The sequence below is a fragment of the Microbacterium sp. GCM10027623 genome, assembly GCF_042666935.1.
GTDB lineage: Bacteria > Actinomycetota > Actinomycetes > Actinomycetales > Microbacteriaceae > Microbacterium.
This window is the reverse complement of record NZ_JBHTHE010000003.1, coordinates 408,281-429,098: the sequence shown is the minus strand read 5'-3', so window position 1 is coordinate 429,098 and position 20,818 is coordinate 408,281. Positions and strand designations below refer to the sequence as shown.

20 protein-coding genes and 1 tRNA gene are annotated in these 20,818 nt (G+C 68.9%); 8 read left to right on the top strand and 13 right to left on the bottom strand.

The features are described from left to right. Nucleotides 1-107: 107 nt before the first annotated feature. The 3 genes from thrB to lysA all read right to left on the bottom strand — a co-directional run bounded on the left by thrB (nucleotide 108) and on the right by lysA (nucleotide 3,880). Complete coding sequence (gene thrB / locus ACFQY2_RS14450) at nucleotides 108-1,070, bottom strand: homoserine kinase (RefSeq protein ID WP_378746806.1); 963 nt, start codon at nucleotides 1,068-1,070, stop codon at nucleotides 108-110. A gap of 29 nt (nucleotides 1,071-1,099) precedes the next feature. After that, a complete protein-coding gene (locus ACFQY2_RS14445; RefSeq protein WP_378746610.1) occupies nucleotides 1,100-2,413 on the bottom strand; it encodes a homoserine dehydrogenase in 1,314 nt (437 codons plus the stop codon). A 75-nt stretch (nucleotides 2,414-2,488) separates the two neighbouring features. After that, nucleotides 2,489-3,880 carry a diaminopimelate decarboxylase gene (lysA, locus tag ACFQY2_RS14440; RefSeq protein WP_378746608.1) on the bottom strand — a complete coding sequence of 464 codons (1,392 nt, stop codon included), beginning with the start codon at nucleotides 3,878-3,880 and terminating at the stop codon, nucleotides 2,489-2,491. Between the two features lie 119 nt (nucleotides 3,881-3,999). Between lysA and ACFQY2_RS14435 the strand changes: the two genes are divergently transcribed. Beyond that, on the top strand, nucleotides 4,000-5,046 hold the full coding sequence (locus ACFQY2_RS14435) for a YihY/virulence factor BrkB family protein (protein WP_378746606.1): 1,047 nt from the start codon (nucleotides 4,000-4,002) through the stop codon (nucleotides 5,044-5,046). Nucleotides 5,047-5,104: 58 nt separating this feature from the next. On the opposite strand, the gene ACFQY2_RS14430 is transcribed toward ACFQY2_RS14435, so the two are convergent. The 3 genes from ACFQY2_RS14430 to ACFQY2_RS14420 are packed head-to-tail and all read right to left on the bottom strand — an operon-like array spanning nucleotide 5,105 to nucleotide 8,584. Continuing rightward, the gene (locus ACFQY2_RS14430; protein WP_378746605.1) at nucleotides 5,105-5,881 is read right to left on the bottom strand and encodes a DUF2993 domain-containing protein; all 777 of its coding nucleotides are present in this window, start codon (nucleotides 5,879-5,881) and stop codon (nucleotides 5,105-5,107) included. 1 nt (nucleotide 5,882) lies between these two features. Then, nucleotides 5,883-7,550, bottom strand: coding sequence for an arginine--tRNA ligase (gene argS / locus ACFQY2_RS14425; RefSeq protein ID WP_378746604.1), 1,668 nt, complete (start codon nucleotides 7,548-7,550; stop codon nucleotides 5,883-5,885). 50 nt (nucleotides 7,551-7,600) lie between these two features. Beyond that, nucleotides 7,601-8,584: an N-acetylglucosamine kinase gene (locus tag ACFQY2_RS14420; RefSeq protein WP_378746602.1), complete on the bottom strand. Its 984-nt coding sequence runs from the start codon at nucleotides 8,582-8,584 to the stop codon at nucleotides 7,601-7,603. A gap of 87 nt (nucleotides 8,585-8,671) precedes the next feature. On the opposite strand from ACFQY2_RS14420, the gene ACFQY2_RS14415 reads away from it, so the two are divergent. The 6 genes from ACFQY2_RS14415 (at nucleotide 8,672) to ACFQY2_RS14390 (ending at nucleotide 14,703) form a co-directional block, all read left to right on the top strand. Further along, nucleotides 8,672-9,607, top strand: coding sequence for a MurR/RpiR family transcriptional regulator (locus ACFQY2_RS14415; RefSeq protein WP_378746601.1), 936 nt, complete (start codon nucleotides 8,672-8,674; stop codon nucleotides 9,605-9,607). Beyond that, nucleotides 9,604-10,356, top strand: coding sequence for a sugar isomerase domain-containing protein (locus ACFQY2_RS14410; protein WP_378746600.1), 753 nt, complete (start codon nucleotides 9,604-9,606; stop codon nucleotides 10,354-10,356). Before ACFQY2_RS14415 ends, ACFQY2_RS14410 begins: the two co-directional genes overlap by 4 nt. Before the next feature lie 84 nt (nucleotides 10,357-10,440). Continuing rightward, nucleotides 10,441-11,859: an N-acetylglucosamine/diacetylchitobiose ABC transporter substrate-binding protein gene (gene ngcE / locus ACFQY2_RS14405; protein ID WP_378746598.1), complete on the top strand. Its 1,419-nt coding sequence runs from the start codon at nucleotides 10,441-10,443 to the stop codon at nucleotides 11,857-11,859. Next, the gene (locus tag ACFQY2_RS14400; protein ID WP_378746597.1) at nucleotides 11,856-12,878 is read left to right on the top strand and encodes a carbohydrate ABC transporter permease; all 1,023 of its coding nucleotides are present in this window, start codon (nucleotides 11,856-11,858) and stop codon (nucleotides 12,876-12,878) included. Before ngcE ends, ACFQY2_RS14400 begins: the two co-directional genes overlap by 4 nt. Nucleotides 12,879-13,012: 134 nt before the next feature. Further along, nucleotides 13,013-13,801: a carbohydrate ABC transporter permease gene (locus ACFQY2_RS14395; RefSeq protein ID WP_378746804.1), complete on the top strand. Its 789-nt coding sequence runs from the start codon at nucleotides 13,013-13,015 to the stop codon at nucleotides 13,799-13,801. A gap of 107 nt (nucleotides 13,802-13,908) precedes the next feature. Then, nucleotides 13,909-14,703, top strand: coding sequence for an SGNH/GDSL hydrolase family protein (locus tag ACFQY2_RS14390; protein WP_378746596.1), 795 nt, complete (start codon nucleotides 13,909-13,911; stop codon nucleotides 14,701-14,703). Here ACFQY2_RS14390 and ACFQY2_RS14385 read toward each other — a convergent pair. The 7 genes from ACFQY2_RS14385 to ACFQY2_RS14355 form a co-directional block, all read right to left on the bottom strand. Further along, entirely contained in the window at nucleotides 14,696-15,235 is a 540-nt protein-coding gene (locus tag ACFQY2_RS14385) for a DUF488 family protein (protein ID WP_378746594.1), read from the bottom strand. The two genes, ACFQY2_RS14390 and ACFQY2_RS14385, sit on opposite strands and share 8 nt — an antisense overlap. Continuing rightward, entirely contained in the window at nucleotides 15,228-15,443 is a 216-nt protein-coding gene (locus ACFQY2_RS14380) for a DUF2945 domain-containing protein (RefSeq protein ID WP_378746593.1), read from the bottom strand. Before ACFQY2_RS14380 ends, ACFQY2_RS14385 begins: the two co-directional genes overlap by 8 nt. Nucleotides 15,444-15,590: 147 nt before the next feature. Continuing rightward, a tRNA-Arg gene (locus ACFQY2_RS14375) sits at nucleotides 15,591-15,666 on the bottom strand. 70 nt (nucleotides 15,667-15,736) lie between these two features. Next, nucleotides 15,737-16,123, bottom strand: a complete 387-nt coding sequence (locus tag ACFQY2_RS14370; protein ID WP_378746591.1) for a DUF1304 domain-containing protein — start codon at nucleotides 16,121-16,123, stop codon at nucleotides 15,737-15,739. Between the two features lie 39 nt (nucleotides 16,124-16,162). Beyond that, entirely contained in the window at nucleotides 16,163-17,029 is an 867-nt protein-coding gene (locus ACFQY2_RS14365) for a CPBP family intramembrane glutamic endopeptidase (RefSeq protein ID WP_378746589.1), read from the bottom strand. Then, nucleotides 17,026-17,751 carry a tRNA (guanosine(46)-N7)-methyltransferase TrmB gene (gene trmB, locus ACFQY2_RS14360; RefSeq protein ID WP_378746588.1) on the bottom strand — a complete coding sequence of 242 codons (726 nt, stop codon included), beginning with the start codon at nucleotides 17,749-17,751 and terminating at the stop codon, nucleotides 17,026-17,028. Before trmB ends, ACFQY2_RS14365 begins: the two co-directional genes overlap by 4 nt. A 29-nt stretch (nucleotides 17,752-17,780) precedes the next feature. Continuing rightward, the gene (locus ACFQY2_RS14355; RefSeq protein ID WP_378746587.1) at nucleotides 17,781-18,620 is read right to left on the bottom strand and encodes a DUF3097 domain-containing protein; all 840 of its coding nucleotides are present in this window, start codon (nucleotides 18,618-18,620) and stop codon (nucleotides 17,781-17,783) included. Between the two features lie 90 nt (nucleotides 18,621-18,710). Here ACFQY2_RS14355 and ACFQY2_RS14350 point away from each other — a divergent pair, with 90 nt between their 5' ends. After that, nucleotides 18,711-20,756 (top strand): TPM domain-containing protein, encoded by a 2,046-nt coding sequence (locus ACFQY2_RS14350; protein ID WP_378746586.1) that lies wholly within the window; start codon nucleotides 18,711-18,713, stop codon nucleotides 20,754-20,756. The last annotated feature ends 62 nt before the right edge of the window (nucleotides 20,757-20,818 follow it).

Sequence of the window (20,818 nt, the reverse complement as noted above, 5' to 3'; positions counted from 1 at the left end):
TGCACGTCACACGCGCCGACGCAGAGCGCCTGCCTGCAAGAACCTGGATGGCACTTGGGGATCGCGTGCGGATTTCGCAGAAGTGCGACGGGGCCAGATTCACGAACTTACGTGGAGCCCTCCGCTCGATCCCTAACTGTACCACCACGCACGTCGACGGCGAGCATGTGCGCGTCCCACGGGGTGTCCGTGACGGCATCGGCGACATCGACGGATCGCTGGCGCTCGCCCGGTCCGTCGGCGAGCACGAGGACACTGGGGCCGGCGCCCGAGACGACGGCCGCGTGGCCCTGTGCGCGCAGCGCCTGCACGAGACGCAGGGTCTCGGGCATCGCGGCGCCGCGATAGTCCTGATGCAGCCGGTCCGCGGTGGCGTCCAGGAGCAGTTCCGGGCTCTGCGTGAGCGCGGCGACCAGCAGCGCCGAGCGGGAGACGTTGAACACCGCGTCCTCCCGCGGCACGTGCGGCGGCTGCAGCGATCTGGCCAGTGACGTCGACATCGTGAAGCCGGGGACGAAGACGACCGGCGCCACGCCGCGGTGCACGAGCAGCTTCTTGTGCTGCGGGCCGTTCTCACCCGTCCATGCGATCGTGAGCCCGCCGAACAGCGCCGGGGCGACGTTGTCGGGGTGCCCTTCCAGCTCGGTGGCCAGACGAAGCAGGGTCGTGTCGTCGAGGTCGACGTCCTCCGCCAAGAGTCCCTTGGCGATGAGGATCCCTGCGGTCACGGCCGCCCCGGAGGAGCCCAGCCCGCGGCCGTGCGGCACCCCGTTCTCGGCGCTGATGCGCAGGCCAGGCATCGCGCGTCCGGAGTCGGCGTAGGCGTGGGCGATCGAACGGACCACGAGGTTGCTCGCATCCCGCGGGATCTGCTCCGCACCGGAGCCGGTGACCTCGATGTCGAGCCGGTCGTCGGAGAACGCCGAGACCGTGATCGTGTCGTAGATGCTCAGCGCGAGTCCGAGCGTGTCGAAACCGGGTCCCAGGTTCGCACTGGTGGCCGGCACGGTCACCGTGACCGTGCGCAGGGCATCGTCCGGAGCGGATGCCGAGGTGACGACGGGCTCCATGTCCGCCGGCACGACGGTGACGCCCACGGTCATTCCCCTTCGACGCGCAGCACGGAGACCACGTGCTCGACGACGTCGCTTGCGGTGAGCCGCTCCACCGCCGCGCTGAGGGCGCTGTCCGAGGCGCGGTGCGTACCGATGATCAGGCGTGCCGTGTCCGCCGCGCCGTCCTCGGTGGGGGTGCCTGTCTGAACGAGGGTCGCGACTGACACGCCGCCCTCGCTGAGCAGCCGTGCGATGGTGGCGAGCACACCCGGCTCATCGGCGACCTCGAGGGTGATCTGGTAGCGGGTGGTCACGTGGCCGATCGGCGCGACGGGGAGGTTCGCCCGGGTGGACTCCCCCACGCCCGTGCCTCCGGCGATGTGACGTCGTGCGGCCGAGACCACGTCGCCGAGCACGGCCGACGCGGTCTGCACGCCGCCGGCGCCGGCGCCGTAGAACATCAGCGAACCGGCGGCCTCGGCCTCGACGAAGACGGCGTTGTTCGCGCCGTGCACAGACGCCAGGGGGTGCGACCGGGGCACGAGAGCCGGGTACACCCGCACCGAGATCGACTCGCCGTTCTCGTCGTTCAGCCTCTCGCAGACGGCGAGCAGCTTGATGACGAATCCTGCCTCGCGGGCCTCCTCGATCATGGCGGCGGTGATCGTGGTGATCCCCTCCCGGTGCACGGCGTCCAGCGGGACAGCGGTGTGGAACGCCAGGCTCGCCAGGATCGCCGCCTTCTGCGCGGCGTCGTAGCCCTCGACATCCGCCGTGGGGTCGGCCTCGGCGTACCCCAGCCGCTGGGCGTCCGCCAGCACGTCGGCGAAGTCGGCTCCCTCGGAGTCCATCCGGTCCAGGATGTAGTTCGTCGTGCCGTTCACGATGCCCATGATGCGCACCACCCTGTCACCGGCCAGAGAATCGCGCAGGGGCCGGATGATCGGGATCGCACCGGCGGCGGCGGCCTCGTAGTACACGGACGCTCCCACCCGGTCGGCGGCCTCGTACACCTCGGGACCATGGGTGGCGAGCAGCGCCTTGTTGGCGGTGACGACATCGGCGCCGGATCCGAGCCCCAGCAGGATGTGCGAGCGGGCCGGCTCGATGCCGCCCATCAGCTCGATGACGATGTCCGACCCGGTGATCAGGGTCTCGACGTCAGTGGTGAACAGCTCCTTGGGGAGATCCACATCACGCGGCGCGTCGACATCGCGCACCGCGATGCCGGCGAGATCCAGGCGCGCACCGGCACGGTCGGCCAGCTCGTCAGCGTGTCGCAGCAGGAGGTCGGCCACCTGCGATCCCACGGCTCCGGCGCCCAGCAGCGCCACGCGAAGTCGTCGGTACTCGGTCATCTGCACTCCTCAGCACGTCAGTCAGTCAGGTCTGTCATGGGCGGCGACGTTCGCACGCCCGGTGTCTGCGGCCGGTCACCTGTCGATGCCGGCGTCGCGCGCCAGCAGGTCGGACAGGCTCTCGCCGCGCACGATCACCCGGGACTCGCCGTCGTTCACGGCGACTATCGGAGGACGGGGCACATGGTTGTAGTTGCTCGACAGCGGTGCGCAGTAGGCACCGGTCGCGGGTACCGCGAGAAGGTCGCCGGGAGCGACATCGCCGGGCAGGTACTCGTGATCGACGACGATGTCGCCGGATTCGCAGTGCCTGCCGACGACGCGCACGAGCACGGGGTCCGCGCCGCCGAGGCGTGCGGCGAGTCGGGCGGAGTACTGCGCGCCGTACAGAGCGGGACGCGCGTTGTCGCTCATTCCACCGTCGACACTCACGTACCGCCGGCTGCCGCTGTCGAGTGCGACGTCCTTGACGGTGCCGACCTCGTACAGGGTGACGCCGGCGTTGCCGACGACCGCGCGACCGGGCTCGAACGAGAGCACGGGGATGCTGATCCCACGGGCCGCGCACCCTTCGGCGACCGCCGAGACGATGCCGTCCGCGAGATTCTCGATCGGCTCGGGCGAATCGACACGGGTGTACGCGATGCCGAAGCCGCCGCCGAGGTTCAGGTGCGGGACGTCGCCTCCGGCGAGCAGCTGCTCGTGCAGGTCGAGCACGCGCGCGGCGGACTCGCGGAATCCGGCGACGCCGAAGATCTGCGAGCCGATGTGGCAGTGCAGCCCCACGAAGTCGAGTCCCTCGATCTCACGGATTCGCGCGACCAGTGCCGGGGCCTGCGTGAGCGGGGTGCCGAACTTCTGATCCTCGTGCGCCGTGGCGAGGAAGTCATGCGTCTCGGCGTGCACGCCGCTGTTGACGCGCAGCATCACACGCTGCGAGGCGCCGGTGCGGGCCACGATCGCCGCGAGGCGTTCGATCTCGATCTCGCTGTCGATGACGATGGTGCCGACGCCGACCTCGACCGCCCGCTCGAGCTCCGCCACCGACTTGTTGTTCCCGTGGAAGCCCAGGCGTGCGGCATCCGCTCCCCCGGCGAGGGCGACCTCCAGCTCGCCTCCCGTGCAGACGTCGAGGTTCAGCCCTTCCTCCATCACCCAGCGAACGATCGTGGTGTTCAGCAGCGCCTTGCCTGCGTAGTACACGCGGGCAGTGGTGCCGTGCGCGGCGGCTGCGTCGTCGAAGGCCGACCGGATGCGGGATGCGCGACGGCGCACCTCCCCCTCGTCGATCACCTGCAGCGGTGTGCCGTAGGTGCGGGCGAGGGCATCGGCGGAAGCGCCTCCGATGATCAGCACGCCGTCCGAGTCGCGCTCGGCAGAGGCCGGCCAGACCGCGGGCACCAGGTCGTCGGCGTCGTCGGGGACGACGAGCCATCCCGGGGCGGGCGAGGAGACAGCTGACTGCACAGAACACCAATCATGGGGACGAGTCCTCGGGCATCGGGCGCACGGCGAGGCTGACCCGATTCTAGGACATCGGCGCAACCCCCCTGGCTATGTTCCGGCCGGTGACTATGTTGATGCAGATGAGCAGCCGTACCGACTCCCCGCAACCGGGCTTCTTCTCGCGCGTCTCCAAAGCGACCATCGCGCGACTCCTGCAGTGGCGACTGGTGCGCGCGATACTGCGATACATCGGGCGTCGGGGTCCTGTGCTGGCGGACGCGGTCACGTATCGGGCACTGTTCAGCGTGTTCGCGGCGGTTCTGCTCGGGTTCTCCATCGCCGCGCTGTGGCTGTCCGGCGACGACGTCGCCTGGGACGCGGTCGTGACCGCGGTGGATGCCGCGGTGCCCGGGCTGATCGCCACGGGTGATGGGGAGGGGATCGTCGACCTCGCCGACATCCGCGCACCCGCCGGGCTCTCGATCGCCGGGATCATCTCGCTGGTCGGTCTGATCGGCTCGGCGCTGGGCGCGATCAGTTCTCTGCGCATCGCCATCCGCAGCGTGGCCGGCACCGTGCACGCCGATGTCGTCTGGTTCAAGGTGATCCTGCGCAACGTCCTGCTCGCGCTCATCATCGCGGGCACGTTCGTCGCCGCTGCCGCGCTGACTTTCGCCAGCGGACTCGTCGTCGACGCGCTCGCGGCGGCAGTCGGCCTGCCGAGTTCCTCGGCGGCGGTGCTGTGGACGGTGCGCGGGCTCTCGCTGGTGGTGGTGCTGGCGCTGAACGCCGTGCTGATCGCGGCGGCGTTCCGGATGCTGTCCGGGGTGCGCGCGTCGGCGAAGTCGTTGTGGGCGGGCGCCCTCGTCGGTGGCGTCGCCCTGCTGGTGCTTCAGGAGCTGTCTGGACTGTTCGTGGGCGGGGCGAGAGCGAATCCGCTGCTGGCATCGTTCGCGTCGCTGCTGGCCCTGCTGCTGTGGCTGAACCTGTCCACCCAGGTCATCCTGATCGCCAGCTCGTTCATCACGCTCTCAGCGAAGGAGGAGCGCGACCGAGTGGCCGAGCGCTTCCGCGCCCGCACGCTGGCTGAGGAGGGACTTCGCCGGGCGGAGGAGGACGTGCGCATCGCGACCGGCGAGCTGCGTGAGGCGCAGGAGGCGGTCGAGAAGGAGCACAAGAGCACCTGACGGCTTCCGCTCGCTCCCCCGAGCCGTCGAAGGGGGCGTGAGGGGCCCGGAGCGGCGCTCAGCGGGGGCAGGTGCCGTTCTCGAGAAGCGCGGGATCGTCGGCGATGCGGCCGTCTGCGGTGAAATCGGCGACCGCCGTGGTGCGCTGGATGCGCAGCGCGGTGAGCGTCAGGCCTGCCGGCAGCTGATCGGCGATGCAGAGACGCTGCGATCCGGCGAGACCTTCGCCGACGTCCCCGAGGAGTCCGGCGAGCGCCCGCAGATCCAGCTCGTTGCCGCCCAGCGTCGCGGAGACGGGGGTGAGCAGGAGGTCGCCGTCGTCTGCGCCGGGGGTCACGGTCAGCCCCACAGGAATCGTGCGTCCCAGGAGGGTGATGTCGCCCTGCAGCGTGGCGTTCGGCTCCTCGAGCGTGATCTCGGCATCCGGCAGCCGGGAGTGCTTCAGCAGCCCGGCGAACTGCGTCTGATCGACCGAGACCGTGCCCTTCGCCGAATGCAGGGCACCGCCGCGCAGCGGCACGCCGGTCGCGGTGACGTGCGCGGCACCCGTGATGCCGCCGATCGTGACCTCGTCCGAAGCCAGCTGCAGCTCGTCGAGGGTGCCGGTGACCAGCTGCGGGACCAGCAGGCCGGACGCCTGCACGTCCAGCTGCTGATCGGAGGGCAGGTCCAGCTGCTCGACGACGATCGAGCGCACGATGCCCGGCAGCACGGCCCGGGCGATCAGCTCCGCCGCGACGAGCAGCACGGCCACCGCCACGACGACGACGAGAACGACCCATGGCCAGCGGGTGCGCCGCGCTCCGGCATCCGCTCCCCGTGCCGCGGCGGTCATGTCACATCCGCTCGGGGGCGGACACGCCCAGCAGTCCGAGCCCGTTGCGCAGCACCTGACCGGCGGCGTCGTTCAGCCACAGGCGAGTGCGGTGCACGGTCTCGATGGGGTCATCGCCCTTGGGGATGACCCGGCAGTTGTCGTACCAGCGGTGGTAGAGCCCCGCCAGCTCCTCCAGGTACCGCGCGATGCGGTGCGGCTCGCGCACCGAGGCGGCGAAGGCGACCAGGCGAGGGAACTCCTGCAGGGCGCCCAGCAGGGCACTCTCGGTCTCGTGCGTGAGCAGTTCCGGCGCGAACTCGGAACGGTCCACGGCGGAGTCGGCCGCATTGCGCGCGACGTTGTGCGTGCGCGCGTGCGCGTACTGCACGTAGAAGACCGGGTTGTCGTTGGTGCGCTTCTGCAGCAGCTCGGGATCCAGATCCAGCGGCGAGTCGGCGGGCGAGCGCTCCAGGGAGTATCGCAGCGCGTCGGGGCCCAGCCAGTCGAGCAGGTCGTCCATCTCGATGATGTTGCCCGCGCGCTTGGACAGGCGTGCACCGTTGATGGAGACCATCTGCCCGATCAGCACCTGGATGTTGCGCTCCGGGTCCTCACCCGCCGCGCCGGCGACGGCCTTGAGCCTGTTCACGTAGCCGTGGTGGTCGGCGCCGAGCAGGTAGATCTTGTTCTGGAAGCCGCGGTCGCCCTTGTTGAGGTAGTACGCCGCGTCGGCGGCGAAGTAGGTGAACTCACCGTTGGAGCGACGGATGACGCGGTCCTTGTCATCGGTGAAGTCCGTGGTGCGCACCCACACCGCGCCGTCCTCATCGAACACGTGCCCCTGGGCACGCAGCCGGTCGACGGCCTGATCGATGAGGCTCGGACCGCCGTCCTCGGAGGCGGCATGCAGCGTGCGCTCGGAGAACCACACGTCGAAGGGCACGTTGAAGCGCTCGAGGGAGTGCTTGATCTCGGCGAGCTGGTACTCGTAGGCCTGGTCGCGGGCGACGACCAGCTGCTCGTCCTCGGGCAGCTGCAGCAGGCCAGGATGCGCGGCGAGCACGCGCTGGGCCAGCTCGCCGATGTAGGCACCCGGGTAGCCGTCCTCGGGGGTCGGCTCGCCCTTCGCCGCGGCCAGCACGGAACGCGCGAAACGCTCCATCTGCGCACCGGCGTCGTTTATGTAGTACTCCCGCACGGCGTGCGCGCCGCTGGCCAGCAGCAGGCGCACGATCGAGTCGCCCAGCGCCGCCCAGCGCGTGTGCGCGATGTGCAGCGGCCCGGTGGGATTCGCCGAGACGAACTCGACGTTCACCGAGACGCCGGTCTGCGAGTCGTTCGTCCCGTAGGCGTCGCCCGCGTCGACGATCGTCTTCGCGAGAGCCCCTGCGGCGGCGGCATCCAGTCGGATGTTGATGAAGCCGGGGCCGGCGACCTCGACACCCGCGATGCCGCCGACCGCGGCCAGACCGTCGGCGATCTGCTGCGCGAGCTCACGGGGGTTCGTCCCCAAGCGCTTCGCGAAGCGCATCGCGATGTTGGTCGCCCAGTCGCCGTGGTCGCGGTTGCGCGGACGGTCCAGGACGATGTCGGATGCCGTGAGCCCGAGCTCCTCGCCGGGGCGTCGCTCGGCCGCGATCGGTTCGAGGACGGCGAGGACGGCTGCGGAGAGGGCTTCAGGGTTCATAGACTCACCAGTCTACGGCCCGGGTGACCGGGCGACGGGGGCCTGAGGCCTCAGCGGAACGCGGAGACCGTTTCGGTGAGACGGGCGAGGATCGCCGCATCCGGAGCGCCTCCGGCCGCGCGCACGGCCAGCACCGCCGCGCCGACCGCGCCGTCGCCGACCGGATGCAGCTTCAGCCCGTCAGCCGCGCCGCCGAGGCGCGCGAGGAACGCGTCCCGCACGGGGCTCATGCGTGCCAGCACACTGCCGCCGATCACGAGGGGTCCGGGACCGCGGAGCACCGCTGTGAGTGTGTCCGCGAGATGCTCGCCGGCCGCGGCGAGGATGCGGTGGGCCACGGCATCCGTGTCCTCGAACGCGAGCGGCGTCAAGGCCGCCAGCTCGATCGGCGGACGCGCGTACAGCGCGCCGACCAGCGCTTCCAGCTCTCGCCACCTGCCCTGTTCGCGCACGTCGGTGCGGGCGAGACCGTAGTGCGCGAGGACTCGAGGCGTGAGGTTCGTCGCGGGGCCCGTGCCATCGAGATCCTGCACGGCGGCACGGGCGATCGCGTGGCCGATCCAGAAGCCGCTGCCGCGGTCCCCCAGCAACCAGCCCAGCCCGTCCCCGACGCCGTCGATGCGTCCGTCCTGCACGCGGATGACGCACGCTCCCGTTCCGGACACCAGGGCGTAGCCGAAGGCGGATGCCGCGCCGCTGAAGTACGTCGCGAGGAGGTCGGACTCGAAGACGAGTCGGCCGGCGAAACCCGCCTCGACCAGCCGGTCATGCAGCCAGGCGACACCACCCGATGCGCGCATGCCCGCCATCGCCGCGACGATCACCGACACGTCGGACAGGGCACGATCCGATTCGGCGAGGGCCATCCGGATGGCATCCAGGACACCGTCCGCTGCTCGATCCGGGCCCGCGGAGATGGGATTGCCCCGGCCTCCGACGCCGTACCCGAAGCACTGCCCGCGGAGGTCCGTCAGCACCGCCCTGGTCGAGGTTCCGCCGGCGTCGATGCCCAGCAGGAGCGATTCGTGACTCATTCGTGATGCTGTCCTATTTGACGTTTTCGTCGCGTGAGAATAGTTTTCATCTCAACGAGAAAAACCCTACCGGGATTTCAGGAGGCAATGGTGCCACGGACCAAGGACTTCGGCAACGGAATGACGATCGCGCGCCGCATCGCGGCCGGTCGTCACACCATGCCGACGGCGATGAGCAAGATCGCCGATGTGGTCACCGTGCACCCCGCCGCCCCCATCGAGCTGACGATCACCGAACTCGCGGATCGCGCCGGGACCTCCCCCGCCACCGTCACCCGCTTCTGCCGCGCGATCGGCTTCGACGGGTACACACAGTTCCGCGTCGGCGTGGCCAGCGAGATCGGCCGCGGCGACGCGAACGAGAGCTGGCACGCCGACATCGGCGAGGAGTTCGGCGCCACCGACGAGCCGGGCAAGGTGCTGCAGACTCTCGTCGCGCTGCACGTGGACAGCCTGGAGAGCACGGCGTCACGCCTCAATCTGGACAGCGTCATGCAGGTCGCGAACGCCGTGGCCGTCTCCCGTCACGTGGACATCTACGGTGTGGGCGGAAGCGGTGTCATCGCCCGCGAGTTCCAGGGGCGGCTGTATCGCATCGGCGTGAACACGCACGCATGGTCGGACGTGCACGAGGGACTCACCAGTGCCGTGATGCAGGATGCCAGGTCGGTCGCCGTCGGGATCTCCAGCACGGGTCGCACCGATGAGACCGTGCAGATGCTCTCTCAGGCCGGCGCCTCGGGCGCCTTCACGGTTGCGATCACCCACGACGCGGACTCGTGGCTGGCCGGGATCGCCGATGTCTCCCTGGCCACGGCCGAGCCGTCCCGCTATCTGCGCCCCGACGACCTGTCCGTCAAGCACTCGCAGCTGCTGGTGCTCGATCTGCTCTACCTGCTCATCGCGCAGCAGATGTTCGCCGACGCATCCACCCGCCTCGCGGCGAGCGCGATGGCCGTTTCGGGGCACCGGCGTCCGCCGCGCCCTGCCAAGACCGCTTCCACCCCTGAGGAGAACCGATGACTGCAACCCCTACCGATCTGCTGCGCGAGGCGACCGTCCGGCTCGAGCGGCTGGCCGCCGACGCCGAGACCGGTGCCCTCGATCCCGCCATCGCACTGATGGTGCAGGCGCTGGACGGTGGCGGCGTGATCCAGGCGTTCGGCACGGGTCACTCCGAGGCCTTCGCGATGGAGATCGCCGGGCGGGCGGGAGGCCTCATCCCGACGAACCGCTTCGCGCTGCGTGACATCGTCATGCACGGCGACCGCGATGCCGACGTGCTGACCGGTTCCCTGGAGCGCGAGCCCTGGGTCGTCGACGAGCTGATGTCGACGGTTCCGGTCGGTGCGAAGGATGTGTTCCTGATCGCTTCGAACTCCGGGGTGAACGGGTCGATCGTCGGCACGGCGCTGTGGGCCCAGGAGCGCGGTCACCGCGTCATCGCGGTGACCAGCCTGCAGCACACGGTGCGTGTCGAGCCGAAGCATCCCAGCGGCAAGCGCCTCAGCGAGATCGCCGACGTCGTCATCGACAACCTCGCACCCTACGGCGACTCGACGCTGGAGCTCGGCGGCGGGATCGGCGCCGGGGCGATCTCCTCCATCACGGCCGCATTCATCGCGCAGCTGCTGACTCTGGGGGTCGCGCGCACCATCGCCGCGCGCGGCGACACCCCTCCGATGTACATCTCCGCCAACATCCCCGGCGGCGATGACCACAACTCCGTCCTTGAGGACCGCTACGCGGGCCGCATCCGACGGGGAGCTTGATCCGTCGAGCTCACCCCGGGGCCCTGAGCTCGGCGAAGGACCCGACACCCACACACCGAACAGATCACTACGGAAGGTATGAAGATGGAACTCAACGATGCATCCATCAGCCGGCGCAACCTGCTGCGCGGCGCGGCCACGGCTGCGCTGCTGCTGCCGTTCGGCGCCACCCTCGCCTCGTGCGCCGCACCGGCGGGCGGAGGCGGCGGCGACAAGCCCGCGGGTGATGTCTCCGCCGACAACCCCTTCGGCGTGGCAGCGAACTCGAAGGTAGACGCGGTCATCTTCGACGGCGGCTACGGCATCGACTATGTCGAGAACTCGGCGAAGATCATGCAGGACAACAAGAACCTCGACGGCGTGTCCGTCAAGGTCTCGTCGTCCACCAAGATCGCCCAGGAGCTGCAGCCTCGCTTCGTCGGCGGCAACCCGCCGGACCTCATCGACAACTCGGGTGCCAACTCGATCGGCTGGAACACGATCCTGGACCAGCTCGAGACGCTCGACGATGTCCTGGACTCCAACAACCTCGAGGGCACCAAGATCAGCGACACGCTGTTCGGCGGAGTGAAGGCGCCGGGCACGTTCGACGGCAAGTTCGTGGCGCTGAACTACGTCATGACGGTCTACGGCATCTGGTACTCCTCCAGCCTGTTCGAGGCGAACGGCTGGGAGGTGCCGAAGTCGTGGCAGGACCTGAAGGCGCTCGGCGAACAGGCGAAGGCCAAGGGCAAGTACCTCTTCCTGTGGGGCAAGGAGGCGGCGACCTACTACCAGACCATGGTGGTGGACTCCGCGGTCATCCAGGCCGGCGACGATGTGCGCATCCCGCTGGAGAACCTCGACGCGAAGGCCTGGTCGCACCCGGCGATCCAGGGCATCCTCGAGATCCTCCACGACCTGATCGCCTCGGGCTACGTCAAGCCCGGTGGCGGCGGCACGCAGTTCACCCAGGCGCAGGCTCAGTGGAGCCTGGACCAGGAGGCGCTGCTGTACCCGTCGGGATCGTGGATCGAGAACGAGATGAAGAAGACCACCGCGGACGACTTCAAGATGAAGGGCTTCCCGGAACTTCCGCTCGACACCAGCCAGACCACCCCGGCCGGCACCATGCGCGCCGAGGCCGGCGAGCCGTTCATCGTCCCGACGAAGGCGAAGAACGTCGCCGGCGGCAAGGAGCTGCTGCGCACCATGCTGTCGAAGGAGTCCGCCACCGCGTTCGCCAAGAACAAGCTGGCTCCGACGATCGTCAAGGACACCGTCCCCGCCGACGGCTTCGGCTCGACGGCGCTCGTGTCGCAGTCCGAGATGCTCGCCGCGGCCGGGGAGAACGTCTTCACCATCAAGTCGTTCAACCTGTACGGCATGAACTCCGACCAGCTGCCCATCTGGAACTCGTTCCTGGACGGCAAGATGACGGTCGCGGAGATCACCAGCCAGCTTCAGGCTCTGACCGACAAGGTCCGCGAGGACAGTTCCGTCACCAAGATCGAGATCAAGTGAGCTATTCCACCGTCAGCGGTGGACCGGGGCTTGAGACGGCCGCGGTCACCGCAGTCCAGGCGGGGCGGCGCAAGCCGTCCCGCCTCGGGCGGCGCAAGCTGACCTTCGACTTCGTCTCGTTTCTGCTCGTCTTCCTCGGCCTGCCGCTGGTCATCTTCCTCGTCTTCGTGATCTCGCCGTTCCTCCAGGCGCTCTACTACGGGCTGACCAACTGGACCGGCTTCTCGGCGACGATGGATTTCGTCGGCATCGACAACTACGTCAGGCTGTTCAACGACCCGATCTTCATGCGGGCGATGATGAACAACATCGTGCTCGCCATCATCGTGCCGTTGATCACCATCGTGATCGCCCTCGTCTTCGCCAGCATGATCACCGTCGGAGGCGCGAGCCACGGACAGGTCCGGGGCCTGCGCGCTTCCAGCTTCTACCGGGTCGTGTCCTTCTTCCCGTACGTGATCCCCGCGATCGTCATCGCCATCCTCTGGAACATGATCTACGCGCCCACCGGCCTGCTCAACGGGCTGCTCGAGCTGTTCGGGATCGACAACGGGGGCTTCGCCTGGCTCGGTGACGAGCGCACCGCCATGGGGGCGACCATCTTCGTCATCGTGTGGAGCATGGTCGGCTTCTACATGATCCTGTTCATCGCCGCGATCAAGGGCATCCCGTCCGAGACGCTGGAAGCCGCCCGCATCGACGGCGCAGGCCGGTTCCGCACCGTCACCTCGATCCTCCTGCCGCAGATGCGCGACAACGTGCAGACGGCGTACATCTACCTGGGCATCCTGGCCCTCGACGCGTTCGTCTACATGGTCGGGCTCAACTCGACCGGCGGACCAGGCAACAGCACGCTGGTGATGAGCCAGTACCTGTTCCGCACGGCGTTCGAGAAGGGTCAGTTCGGCCTGGCCACCGCGATGGGCGTCATCCTCGCGGTCATCACCCTGATATTCGCCGCACTCGTCATCGGCGTGTTCCGCCTGATCGGCGGCAAGGACGAAGGAGGACGCGCATGAGCACCGAGACGCGCGCCGCGGTCACCATCGACGGCGGATCCAGAAGCTCCCTCCCGTCACGCAGGTCGAACCCCTCCCGCAGGACGAAGTCCACGACCGGCGACAAGGCAGTCGCCGGCGTCTCGCACGTGGTGATGGCCATCTGGGCGATCGTCGTCATCCTGCCGATGCTGTGGACCCTGCTCGGGTCGTTCAAGACCACGAAGGAGATCTTCGCCTCCCCGTTCGGGCTGCCGGCGAACTGGAGCTTCGAGAACTACATCAGCGCGTGGGTCGACAACGCGTTCGGCCAGATGTTCCTCAACACGGTGATCGTCGTCGGCGTCTCACTCGTGTCGGTGATGATCCTGGGCGCGATGTGCGCCTACGTGCTGGCCCGGTTCTCCTTGCCCGGCAGCAGGATCATCTACTATCTGATGCTCGCCGGCCTCACCTTCCCGGTGTTCCTCGCGATCGTGCCGCTGTTCTTCATCCTGCAGAACATGGGACTGCTGAACACGCTGCCGGGCCTGATCGTCACGTACGTCGCGTTCGCGCTGCCGTTCACGGTGTTCTTCCTGTACTCGTTCTTCAAATCGCTGTCCTACGAGATCCAGGAGGCCGCGTACGTGGACGGCGCCAGCGAATGGCGCACGTTCTTCCAGGTGATGCTGCCGATGGCCAAGCCCGGTATGGCGGCGGTGGCGATCATGAACTTCCTGGGCCTGTGGAACCAGTTCCTGCTGCCCATCTCGCTGAACACCGACAAGGACAACTACGTGCTCTCCCAGGGCATGGCGGCCTACGCCTCGTCGGCCGGCTACGCCCTCGACTTCGGGCAGATGTTCGCGGCGGTGATGATCACCATCATCCCGGTGCTGATCGTCTACATCCTGTTCCAGCGTCAGCTGCAGGGTTCCGTGTCCCAGGGCACCTCGAAGTAGCATCCAGTGGCCGTCAGAACTCCCCTTCGGTCCCGAGCCGGAGGGGAGTTCTGCATGCCGGTCGCGGCGGAATTCGCATCCGGCTCCCGATGACCTACTCTCGTCCCATGCCTTTGCTCCAGCCGACCCGACGGCGCCGCATCGCCCTCGTGGTCGTGGGTGGCCTGGCCGTCGCGCTCACCGTCGCGCTGGGGATCGTCCGGCCGTGGATGCCGCCCGCCGAGACGGCCCCCATCGCGGCGGCGCCCGGCGGGATCTCGCCTGCGGCGCTGACCCTTCCGGACGATCCGACGGTGCTCGTGTTCGGCGACTCCTGGACGTACGGCTCGGCGGCGACGCCTCCCACGCTCGGGTACGCGTATCTGCTCGCTGACCTGCTCCACGGCACGACCGTCGTGGACGGCGTGCGCGGCAGCGGCTATCAGAAGCCCGGTCTCGACGGGCCCGACTACGGCACGCGGATCAGAGCACTGGATGCCGGCATCGCCCCCGATCTCATCATCATCGAGGGTTCCATCAACGACAGGCGCGAGAACGCGGAGGCGTTCCCGGCAGCGGTCGATGCCGCCTGGAACGCCCTGACGGCGACCTTCCCCGACGTGCCCATCGTGGTGCTCGGCCCCGCCCCGCATGAGCTGCCGGTCGGCGCATCCACGGCACGCATCGATCAGGATCTCTCGCGTCTGGCCGCCGAACGCGCCTGGTGGTACATCTCGCCGGTGCGGGAGAGGTGGATCACGCCGGAGAACTACCTGCAGATGATCGACGTCGGCGTCGGTCGCAAGCACCCCACGAACGCCGGGCACGAGATGCTCGCACAGAGGGTCACCGAGGCGCTGGAACGCTTCAGCACGGCTCCGGTCACCGCTGCCGATGGCACCCGGCCGAAGCCTGCTAAGTAGCCGCGGGGTACTGCACTCCGCCGTCGCGGACGACGGCTCCTTTCGTGAGCTCCGCGCCGGCGACGCGCCCGTCGGGCATGAGATGCCCGACGCGGATGCCGCGGGCCAGCAGGTGATCGGCGATGAGGCGCCGATGGCATCGCCACCAGACCGCCTCTGAGCACATCACCGCGGGCGGATGCTGCGCGTTGGCCTGCGCGATGAGCCCGTCGAGTCCCTGCGCGAACTCCGCGCCCATCGCGTAGTCGGCGTAGTTGTGGAAGCTGCGGTTGCGCCAGAGGGCGTTCACCTCGTCAGGGACGTCGTGCTGGACCGGGCGGCGCCCGGTGAGCTCGGCGACGTGCGCGTAGCGGATGCCGACCTCGCCCAGGCTCTCGCTCAGAGCGTCCTGGTTGAACCACGGGTACCGATTCGAGCCCGGCAGACGTCGCACGTCGACGATCGCGCCCGCTTCGGCCTCTTTCACGAGAGTCAGGAACTCGTCCAGCGGATGCGTGGAGTGGCCGACCGTGAGGATCTCCGGGTCAGTCATCGACGAGCGTCAGCGCGCTGCCCTTGTGCGCGGCGACGTGATCGGTCTTGTCGCTCGTGATCTCGTACTGCGGGTCGTCATCGCTGGCACGATGCGTGTGCCCCTTGTAGTCGAAGTCGGTGGTGTGCACCTTCGAGATGCGGCCGCTCACCTGTCCCGCCTCCGAGTTCCACCTGACGTGGTCTCCGACCGTGAAGCGCTTGGTCATCGCAGGCTCCTCTCACCGTATGGGAGCATTCTCGCGCGGCACGGAGGCGTGGACCACCGGGTTGACAGCGGCCGAGATCGGCACTCCGCCGGGTGGATGCGCAGAGAGGGGCCGCCTCCGGGCGGCCCCTCTCTGCGTTCGTCGTGGTGGTGCCCCCGACAGGAGTCGAACCTGCGACCTACGGTACCGGAAACCGGCGCTCTATCCACTGAGCTACGGAGGCGAACTCATCGAGCCTATCAGCTTCGAATGGCGATTCTGCGCACCGCGGAGACCCTTCCCCCGCCCGGGATTCAGGCGATCGCGATGCTCACGATGAGCACGGCCAGCAGCGGCAGAACACCCTGCACCGCGGCTGCGCGCAGCTTGGTGCGGTCCGCCAGCACGAGCACCAGTGCGGCGGCCAGCATCATGCCGGTCGCGGCGAGCACGAGGGTCACGCCGGCCGTTCCCTGACCCGCGATCGCGAGCACCACGCCCAGGAACGCGGTGAGCGCGAGGAACAGGTTGTAGAAGCCCTGGTTGAAGGCCAGCTGCTTCATGGTCTCGGCATCCTCTGCGCTGCGCACCCCGAAGACGCGGCGGGTGGCGGGCTGCGTCCAGCGCAGAGACTCCAGCACGAAGATGTACACGTGGACCGCTCCGGCGAGCGCGGCGAGGACGAGGCCTGTGATCAGCATCCGACGATTCTCCTCCCTCGCGATCAGCCTCGACAGAGGTCAGACGAGGAACACCGGGAGAAGACCGGGATTGTGCGCGTGGACGAGCACGGCGAAGACGACCGCATCGAAGAGCAGGTGCACGGTGACCACGTACGCGAGCGAGTGGGTGCGCAGGAAGATCCAGCCCTGCAGCAGCGCGAACGGGATGGTCAGCACCGGCCCCCATTCCCGATAGCCCAGTTCCCAGAGGAACGAGACGAAGACGATCGTCTGCAGGACGTTCGCGAGGGCGTCCGGGAAGTGCCGGCGCAGCAGCGCGAACACCGTGCAGATGAAGAACAGCTCATCCCAGATGCCGACCGCGCCGACGCCGACGAAGAGCCGGACGATCAGTTCGGGCGTGTCGACGACGGGCCAGTTCTGGTACACACCGCTGGTGATGAAGTAGAACGGCAGGATCAGCCAGCCGAGGACCAGCACGGCGACCAGCCAGCCCCACTGCCACCGGTTCCACCGGCGCCGCGCGCGCCACGGGAAGGAGATGGCTCGATCGCGGAACACGAAGCGCGAGACCAGGTACGGCACGAGCACCGCTCCCCCGAGGGCCAGGGTGAATCGCAGCATGGCGAGGTCATCGAGCTGCGCCTCCAGCGAGATGGCGTGCACGATCAGCATCCCCAGCGCGATCAGTGCGAGATCCCGGGTGAGCGACGGCATCCGCTTCTCGCCGATCTCCCACGTCGGGTGCGTCCCGACCGAGACCGTCGCGGTGCGGGGCGCGCCCCGCTCCACCAGCGCGGCGGATCCGACGCCGACGACCATGAGCATCCACCCGACCCACGTCCAGCCGAGCACGAAGAATGCGGGCGCGGCCAGGCACACGAGGACGGCGGGGCCGAGACGGCGCCAGGATGCGGGGTTCACGCCCGCGGGACCCTGCGGTAGGTGAGATCACGGATGTCGCGGCCCTTGCTGATGCCCTTGCGCTCGAACGCGGTCATCACTCGTCCGTCGAAGCGCGGCGCCCAGTCGCCCTCGAAGGCGCGCTCGAACTCCGGCGCCTCATCGAGCACCTCGCGCATCTGCAGCGCATAGTCCTCCCAGTCGGTCGCCAGGCGCAGCAGTCCGCCCTCGGCGAGAGCATGCGCTGCGGTCACGGGGAATCCAGGACGCACCAGACGACGCTTGGTATGGCGCTTCTTGTGCCAAGGGTCGGGGAAGAAGATCCAGACCTCGGATGCCGCGCCCTCCGGCAGCAGCGTCGAGAGCACCTCGGGCGCGTTGGCCTCCACCAGGCGCAGATTGCGCGCACCGGCCTTGTCCGCGTCGAGCATGGTGCGCGCGAGTCCGGCACGGAACACCTCGACGGCGAGGAAGTCGGTCTCGGGGTGCGAGGTCGCGGCCGCCACGATCGCATGCCCCTGTCCGGAGCCGATCTCCACGATCAGCGGTGCGGTACGGCCGTACTCGGATGCCGGATCCAACCGCGCGTCCGGGTGCACCGAGGTGAAGGCCACGTCGCGTTCGACGTCGATGAGGTACAACGGTGCGAGCTGCTCGAAGGCCCGCTCCTGCGCCTCGGACATGCGACCGCTGCGGCGCACGAACGAGACCGGTTCTTCACGGAAGGTGCGGGGTTCTGGCATCCCACCAGGGTATCCGCGAGAGCGACCGCTCACGCGGCGGGCTCCGTGACGAAGTCGATGAGCTCTTCGACCCGGCCGAGCAGGGACGGCTCGAGGTCGCGGAACGTGGTGACCCGGGCCAGGATGCGCTGCCAGGCGCGCGCGATGTCCGCCTGATCCTCGGCCGGCCAGCCGAACGCTTTGCAGATGCCCGTCTTCCAGTCCGTGCCGCGCGGGATCTGCGGCCAGGCGCGGATGCCCATCGCGGCAGGTGTCACGCACTGCCAGACGTCGATGAAGGGGTGTCCGACGATCTTCAGGTGCGCGCCGTGCGGACCGCGCATGATCTGCTCGACCATCCGCGTCTCCTTGGACCCCGGCACCAGGTGATCGACGAGCACGCCGTAGCGGCGCTGCGCATTCGGCGGCGCCTGGGTCAGCAGGTCGTCGAGCAGGTCGATGCCCTGCAGGTACTCCACCACGACGCCCTCGACGCGCAGATCGGCGCCCCACACCTTCTCCACGAGCTCGGCGTCGTGCCGGCCTTCGACGAGGATGCGACTGGGCAGGGCGACCTTCGCCCGGTCGTCGGCGACCGTGAAGGAACCGGATGCGGTGCGCCGGGTGCCCTGCGGCTTCGCTGCGGGGATGATCAGACGGACCGGTTTGCCCTCGATGAGGAAGCCGCCGCCCAGCGGGAAGGTGCGTCGGCGCCCCTTCCAGTCCTCCAGCTCGACCAGTCCCGCCTCCACGCGGGTGATCGCGCCGCAGTACCCGTCGTCGGCGACTTCGACGACGAGATCCTTCTCGGCAGGCACGTCGCTCGCCTTCACGGTTCCACGATCCCGCCATCCTGCCGCGAGCACGTCGCCGCCGTACCTGTCGTCCATGCCCTCCAGCGTATGTGCCTCCGCTACGGGCGAACGCCGAACGCGCGGCGGGTGCTGTCGCGTGTCGGCCGCAATGCATAGACTCGTGGCATGGGGGCGCGGCTGCCGGTCGGAGGGATCACTATGAAGCACCGGTGGCTGGCCGTGATCGCGATCCTGCTGGGCACGATCCTCGGGGGCCTCACGCTGAACGCGGCGTCCGCCACAGCGCCCGGGCCTCTCGACGGCCCCATCACCGATCGCAGCGGCGTCGTGTCCGCCGCGGATCGCGCGCAGGCCGAGAGCACGCTCGCGAAACTGCGCACCGAGGCCGGGATCGACCTCTTCTTCGTCATGATCCCGCAGTACACCGACCCGGCCGTCATGGAGGACTGGACCACCGCGACAGCGCAGGGAAACAGCTTCCGCGGGGACCAGTACCTGATCTCGGTCGCCACGGAGGGCCGCTCCTACACGATGTACCGTCCCGACGACGGACGCATGACCACCTCCGAGCGCGACGACATCCTCGCCGCCATGCGCCCTGACCTCTCGAACAGCGATTTCAGCCACGCCGTCGTCGCCGGGGCCGACAAGGCGTACGACATCTACGTGCTGGCGCCGCAGCGCACCGCTCAGGGATGGGCGGTGTTCGGCATCATCGCACTGATCGCGGTGATCGTCGTCGTCGTCGTTCTGTTCGTGCGCCGAGCGCGCAAGCGCGCCGCGGAGAGGGCGAAGCGTCAGGCGGCGCTCGCGGAGACCTCCCAGCAGGCCAGCATCGCACTGGTGCGCACCGACGACCTCGTCCGCACCAGCGAGCAGGAGATGGAGTACGCCCGCGCACAGTTCGGCGATGAGGTGATCGGAGAGTTCGTCGCGGCGCTGGAGACGTCGCGAAAGAACCTCGACGAGGCGTTCTCACTGCAGCAGAAGCTCGACGACGAGATCCCCGACACCGATCAGCAGAAGCAGGAGTGGTACGAACGCATTCTGCAGCTGTGCTCCGACTCCACCCAGGTGCTCGAGGCTCGCAAAGCCGACTTCGATGAACTGCGCAAGCTGGAGCAGAACGCTCCCGCCGCGCTGGAGAACGTCCGCCGACTGCGCGCCGCCGCCGCAGCCGAGGTCGACCGCGCCGAGCAGATCCTCACCTCACTCGCGGCACGCTACTCACCCGTCGCCTATTCATCGGTCAGCGAGAATCCCGCGCAGGCCCGCTCCCGGATCTCCTTCACCGACACTCAGCTCCAGGCCGCCGAGCAGGCGCTGACCGCCGGGAGCACCGGCGATGCCGCGGTGGCTGTACGCGCGGCCGAAGGCGCTGTGCAGCAGGCCACCCAGCTCGAGGATGCCGTCGAGGAGATGCAGAACGCCCTCACCACGGCGGAGACCCGCGCGAAGGCACTGGTCACCGACCTGAACGGCGACCTGCAGACTGCTCAGGCCCTTCCGGACGCACAGGGCGCCGTCGCCCGTGCGATCTCGGCCACGCAGCAGGGCATCATCCAGGCACAGGGCCTGCTCGGTCCCCGCGGAGCCGACCCGATGGCCGCGCTGCGCATCCTCGAGGCGGCGAACTCCGCCATCGACGCCGTCATCGCACAGGTGCGCGACGAGCAGGCGAGGATCGAGCGCGCGCGCAGCATGCTCGCGGACGCGATCCAGCGCGCTGAGATGCAGATCGGGGCCGCCGAGAGATTCATCCAGAACAATCGCGGCGGCGTCGCCGCCGCCGCGCGCACCCGCCTGTCGCAGGCGCAGGCCTCGGTCCTCGATGCACGCCGGGCGGGCGGGTCCGACCCGGTTAAGGCGCTCGCCCTGGCTCAGAACGCCGATCGCCTCGCGAACGAGGCGCTGCGTCTGGCCCAGAACGATGTCAGCACCTGGGGCGGGCCCGGCGCAGGCGGCGGCAGCGACAACCTCGGTGCACTCCTGGGCGGTATCCTCATCGGCCAGGCCACCGGCCGTCGCGGCGGCGGAGGCTGGGGCGGCGGCGGCTGGGGCGGCGGCGGTCTCGGCGGCAGCAGCGGCGGAGGCGGATTCTTCGGCGGCGGAGGCGGGGGCGGATTCTCCGTCGGCGGCTTCGGCGGCGGCGGCTTCGGCGGCGGAGGCGGCGGCTTCGGCGGCAGCAGCGGGGGCGGCGGCGCCTTCTGAGTCGCCGGTCCGTCTGACATCAGACACACACGGCAAGACAACCATCCGATAAGAAAAGGAAC

Coding starts and splice junctions, on each gene's coding strand:
- ACFQY2_RS14370 (WP_378746591.1), bottom strand. CDS start 16,123: ATGCTGATCACAGGCCTCGTCCTCGCCGCGCTCGCCGGAGCGGTCCAC.
- thrB (WP_378746806.1), bottom strand. CDS start 1,070: ATGGAGCCCGTCGTCACCTCGGCATCCGCTCCGGACGATGCCCTGCGC.
- ACFQY2_RS14435 (WP_378746606.1), top strand. CDS start 4,000: ATGAGCAGCCGTACCGACTCCCCGCAACCGGGCTTCTTCTCGCGCGTC.
- ACFQY2_RS14415 (WP_378746601.1), top strand. CDS start 8,672: ATGGTGCCACGGACCAAGGACTTCGGCAACGGAATGACGATCGCGCGC.
- ACFQY2_RS14385 (WP_378746594.1), bottom strand. CDS start 15,235: ATGACTGACCCGGAGATCCTCACGGTCGGCCACTCCACGCATCCGCTG.
- ACFQY2_RS14350 (WP_378746586.1), top strand. CDS start 18,711: ATGGGGGCGCGGCTGCCGGTCGGAGGGATCACTATGAAGCACCGGTGG.
- ACFQY2_RS14390 (WP_378746596.1), top strand. CDS start 13,909: ATGCCTTTGCTCCAGCCGACCCGACGGCGCCGCATCGCCCTCGTGGTC.
- ACFQY2_RS14430 (WP_378746605.1), bottom strand. CDS start 5,881: ATGACCGCCGCGGCACGGGGAGCGGATGCCGGAGCGCGGCGCACCCGC.
- ACFQY2_RS14380 (WP_378746593.1), bottom strand. CDS start 15,443: ATGACCAAGCGCTTCACGGTCGGAGACCACGTCAGGTGGAACTCGGAG.
- trmB (WP_378746588.1), bottom strand. CDS start 17,751: ATGCCAGAACCCCGCACCTTCCGTGAAGAACCGGTCTCGTTCGTGCGC.
- ACFQY2_RS14445 (WP_378746610.1), bottom strand. CDS start 2,413: ATGACCGAGTACCGACGACTTCGCGTGGCGCTGCTGGGCGCCGGAGCC.
- ngcE (WP_378746598.1), top strand. CDS start 10,441: ATGGAACTCAACGATGCATCCATCAGCCGGCGCAACCTGCTGCGCGGC.
- ACFQY2_RS14395 (WP_378746804.1), top strand. CDS start 13,013: ATGGCCATCTGGGCGATCGTCGTCATCCTGCCGATGCTGTGGACCCTG.
- ACFQY2_RS14420 (WP_378746602.1), bottom strand. CDS start 8,584: ATGAGTCACGAATCGCTCCTGCTGGGCATCGACGCCGGCGGAACCTCG.
- ACFQY2_RS14410 (WP_378746600.1), top strand. CDS start 9,604: ATGACTGCAACCCCTACCGATCTGCTGCGCGAGGCGACCGTCCGGCTC.
- ACFQY2_RS14355 (WP_378746587.1), bottom strand. CDS start 18,620: ATGGACGACAGGTACGGCGGCGACGTGCTCGCGGCAGGATGGCGGGAT.
- argS (WP_378746604.1), bottom strand. CDS start 7,550: ATGAACCCTGAAGCCCTCTCCGCAGCCGTCCTCGCCGTCCTCGAACCG.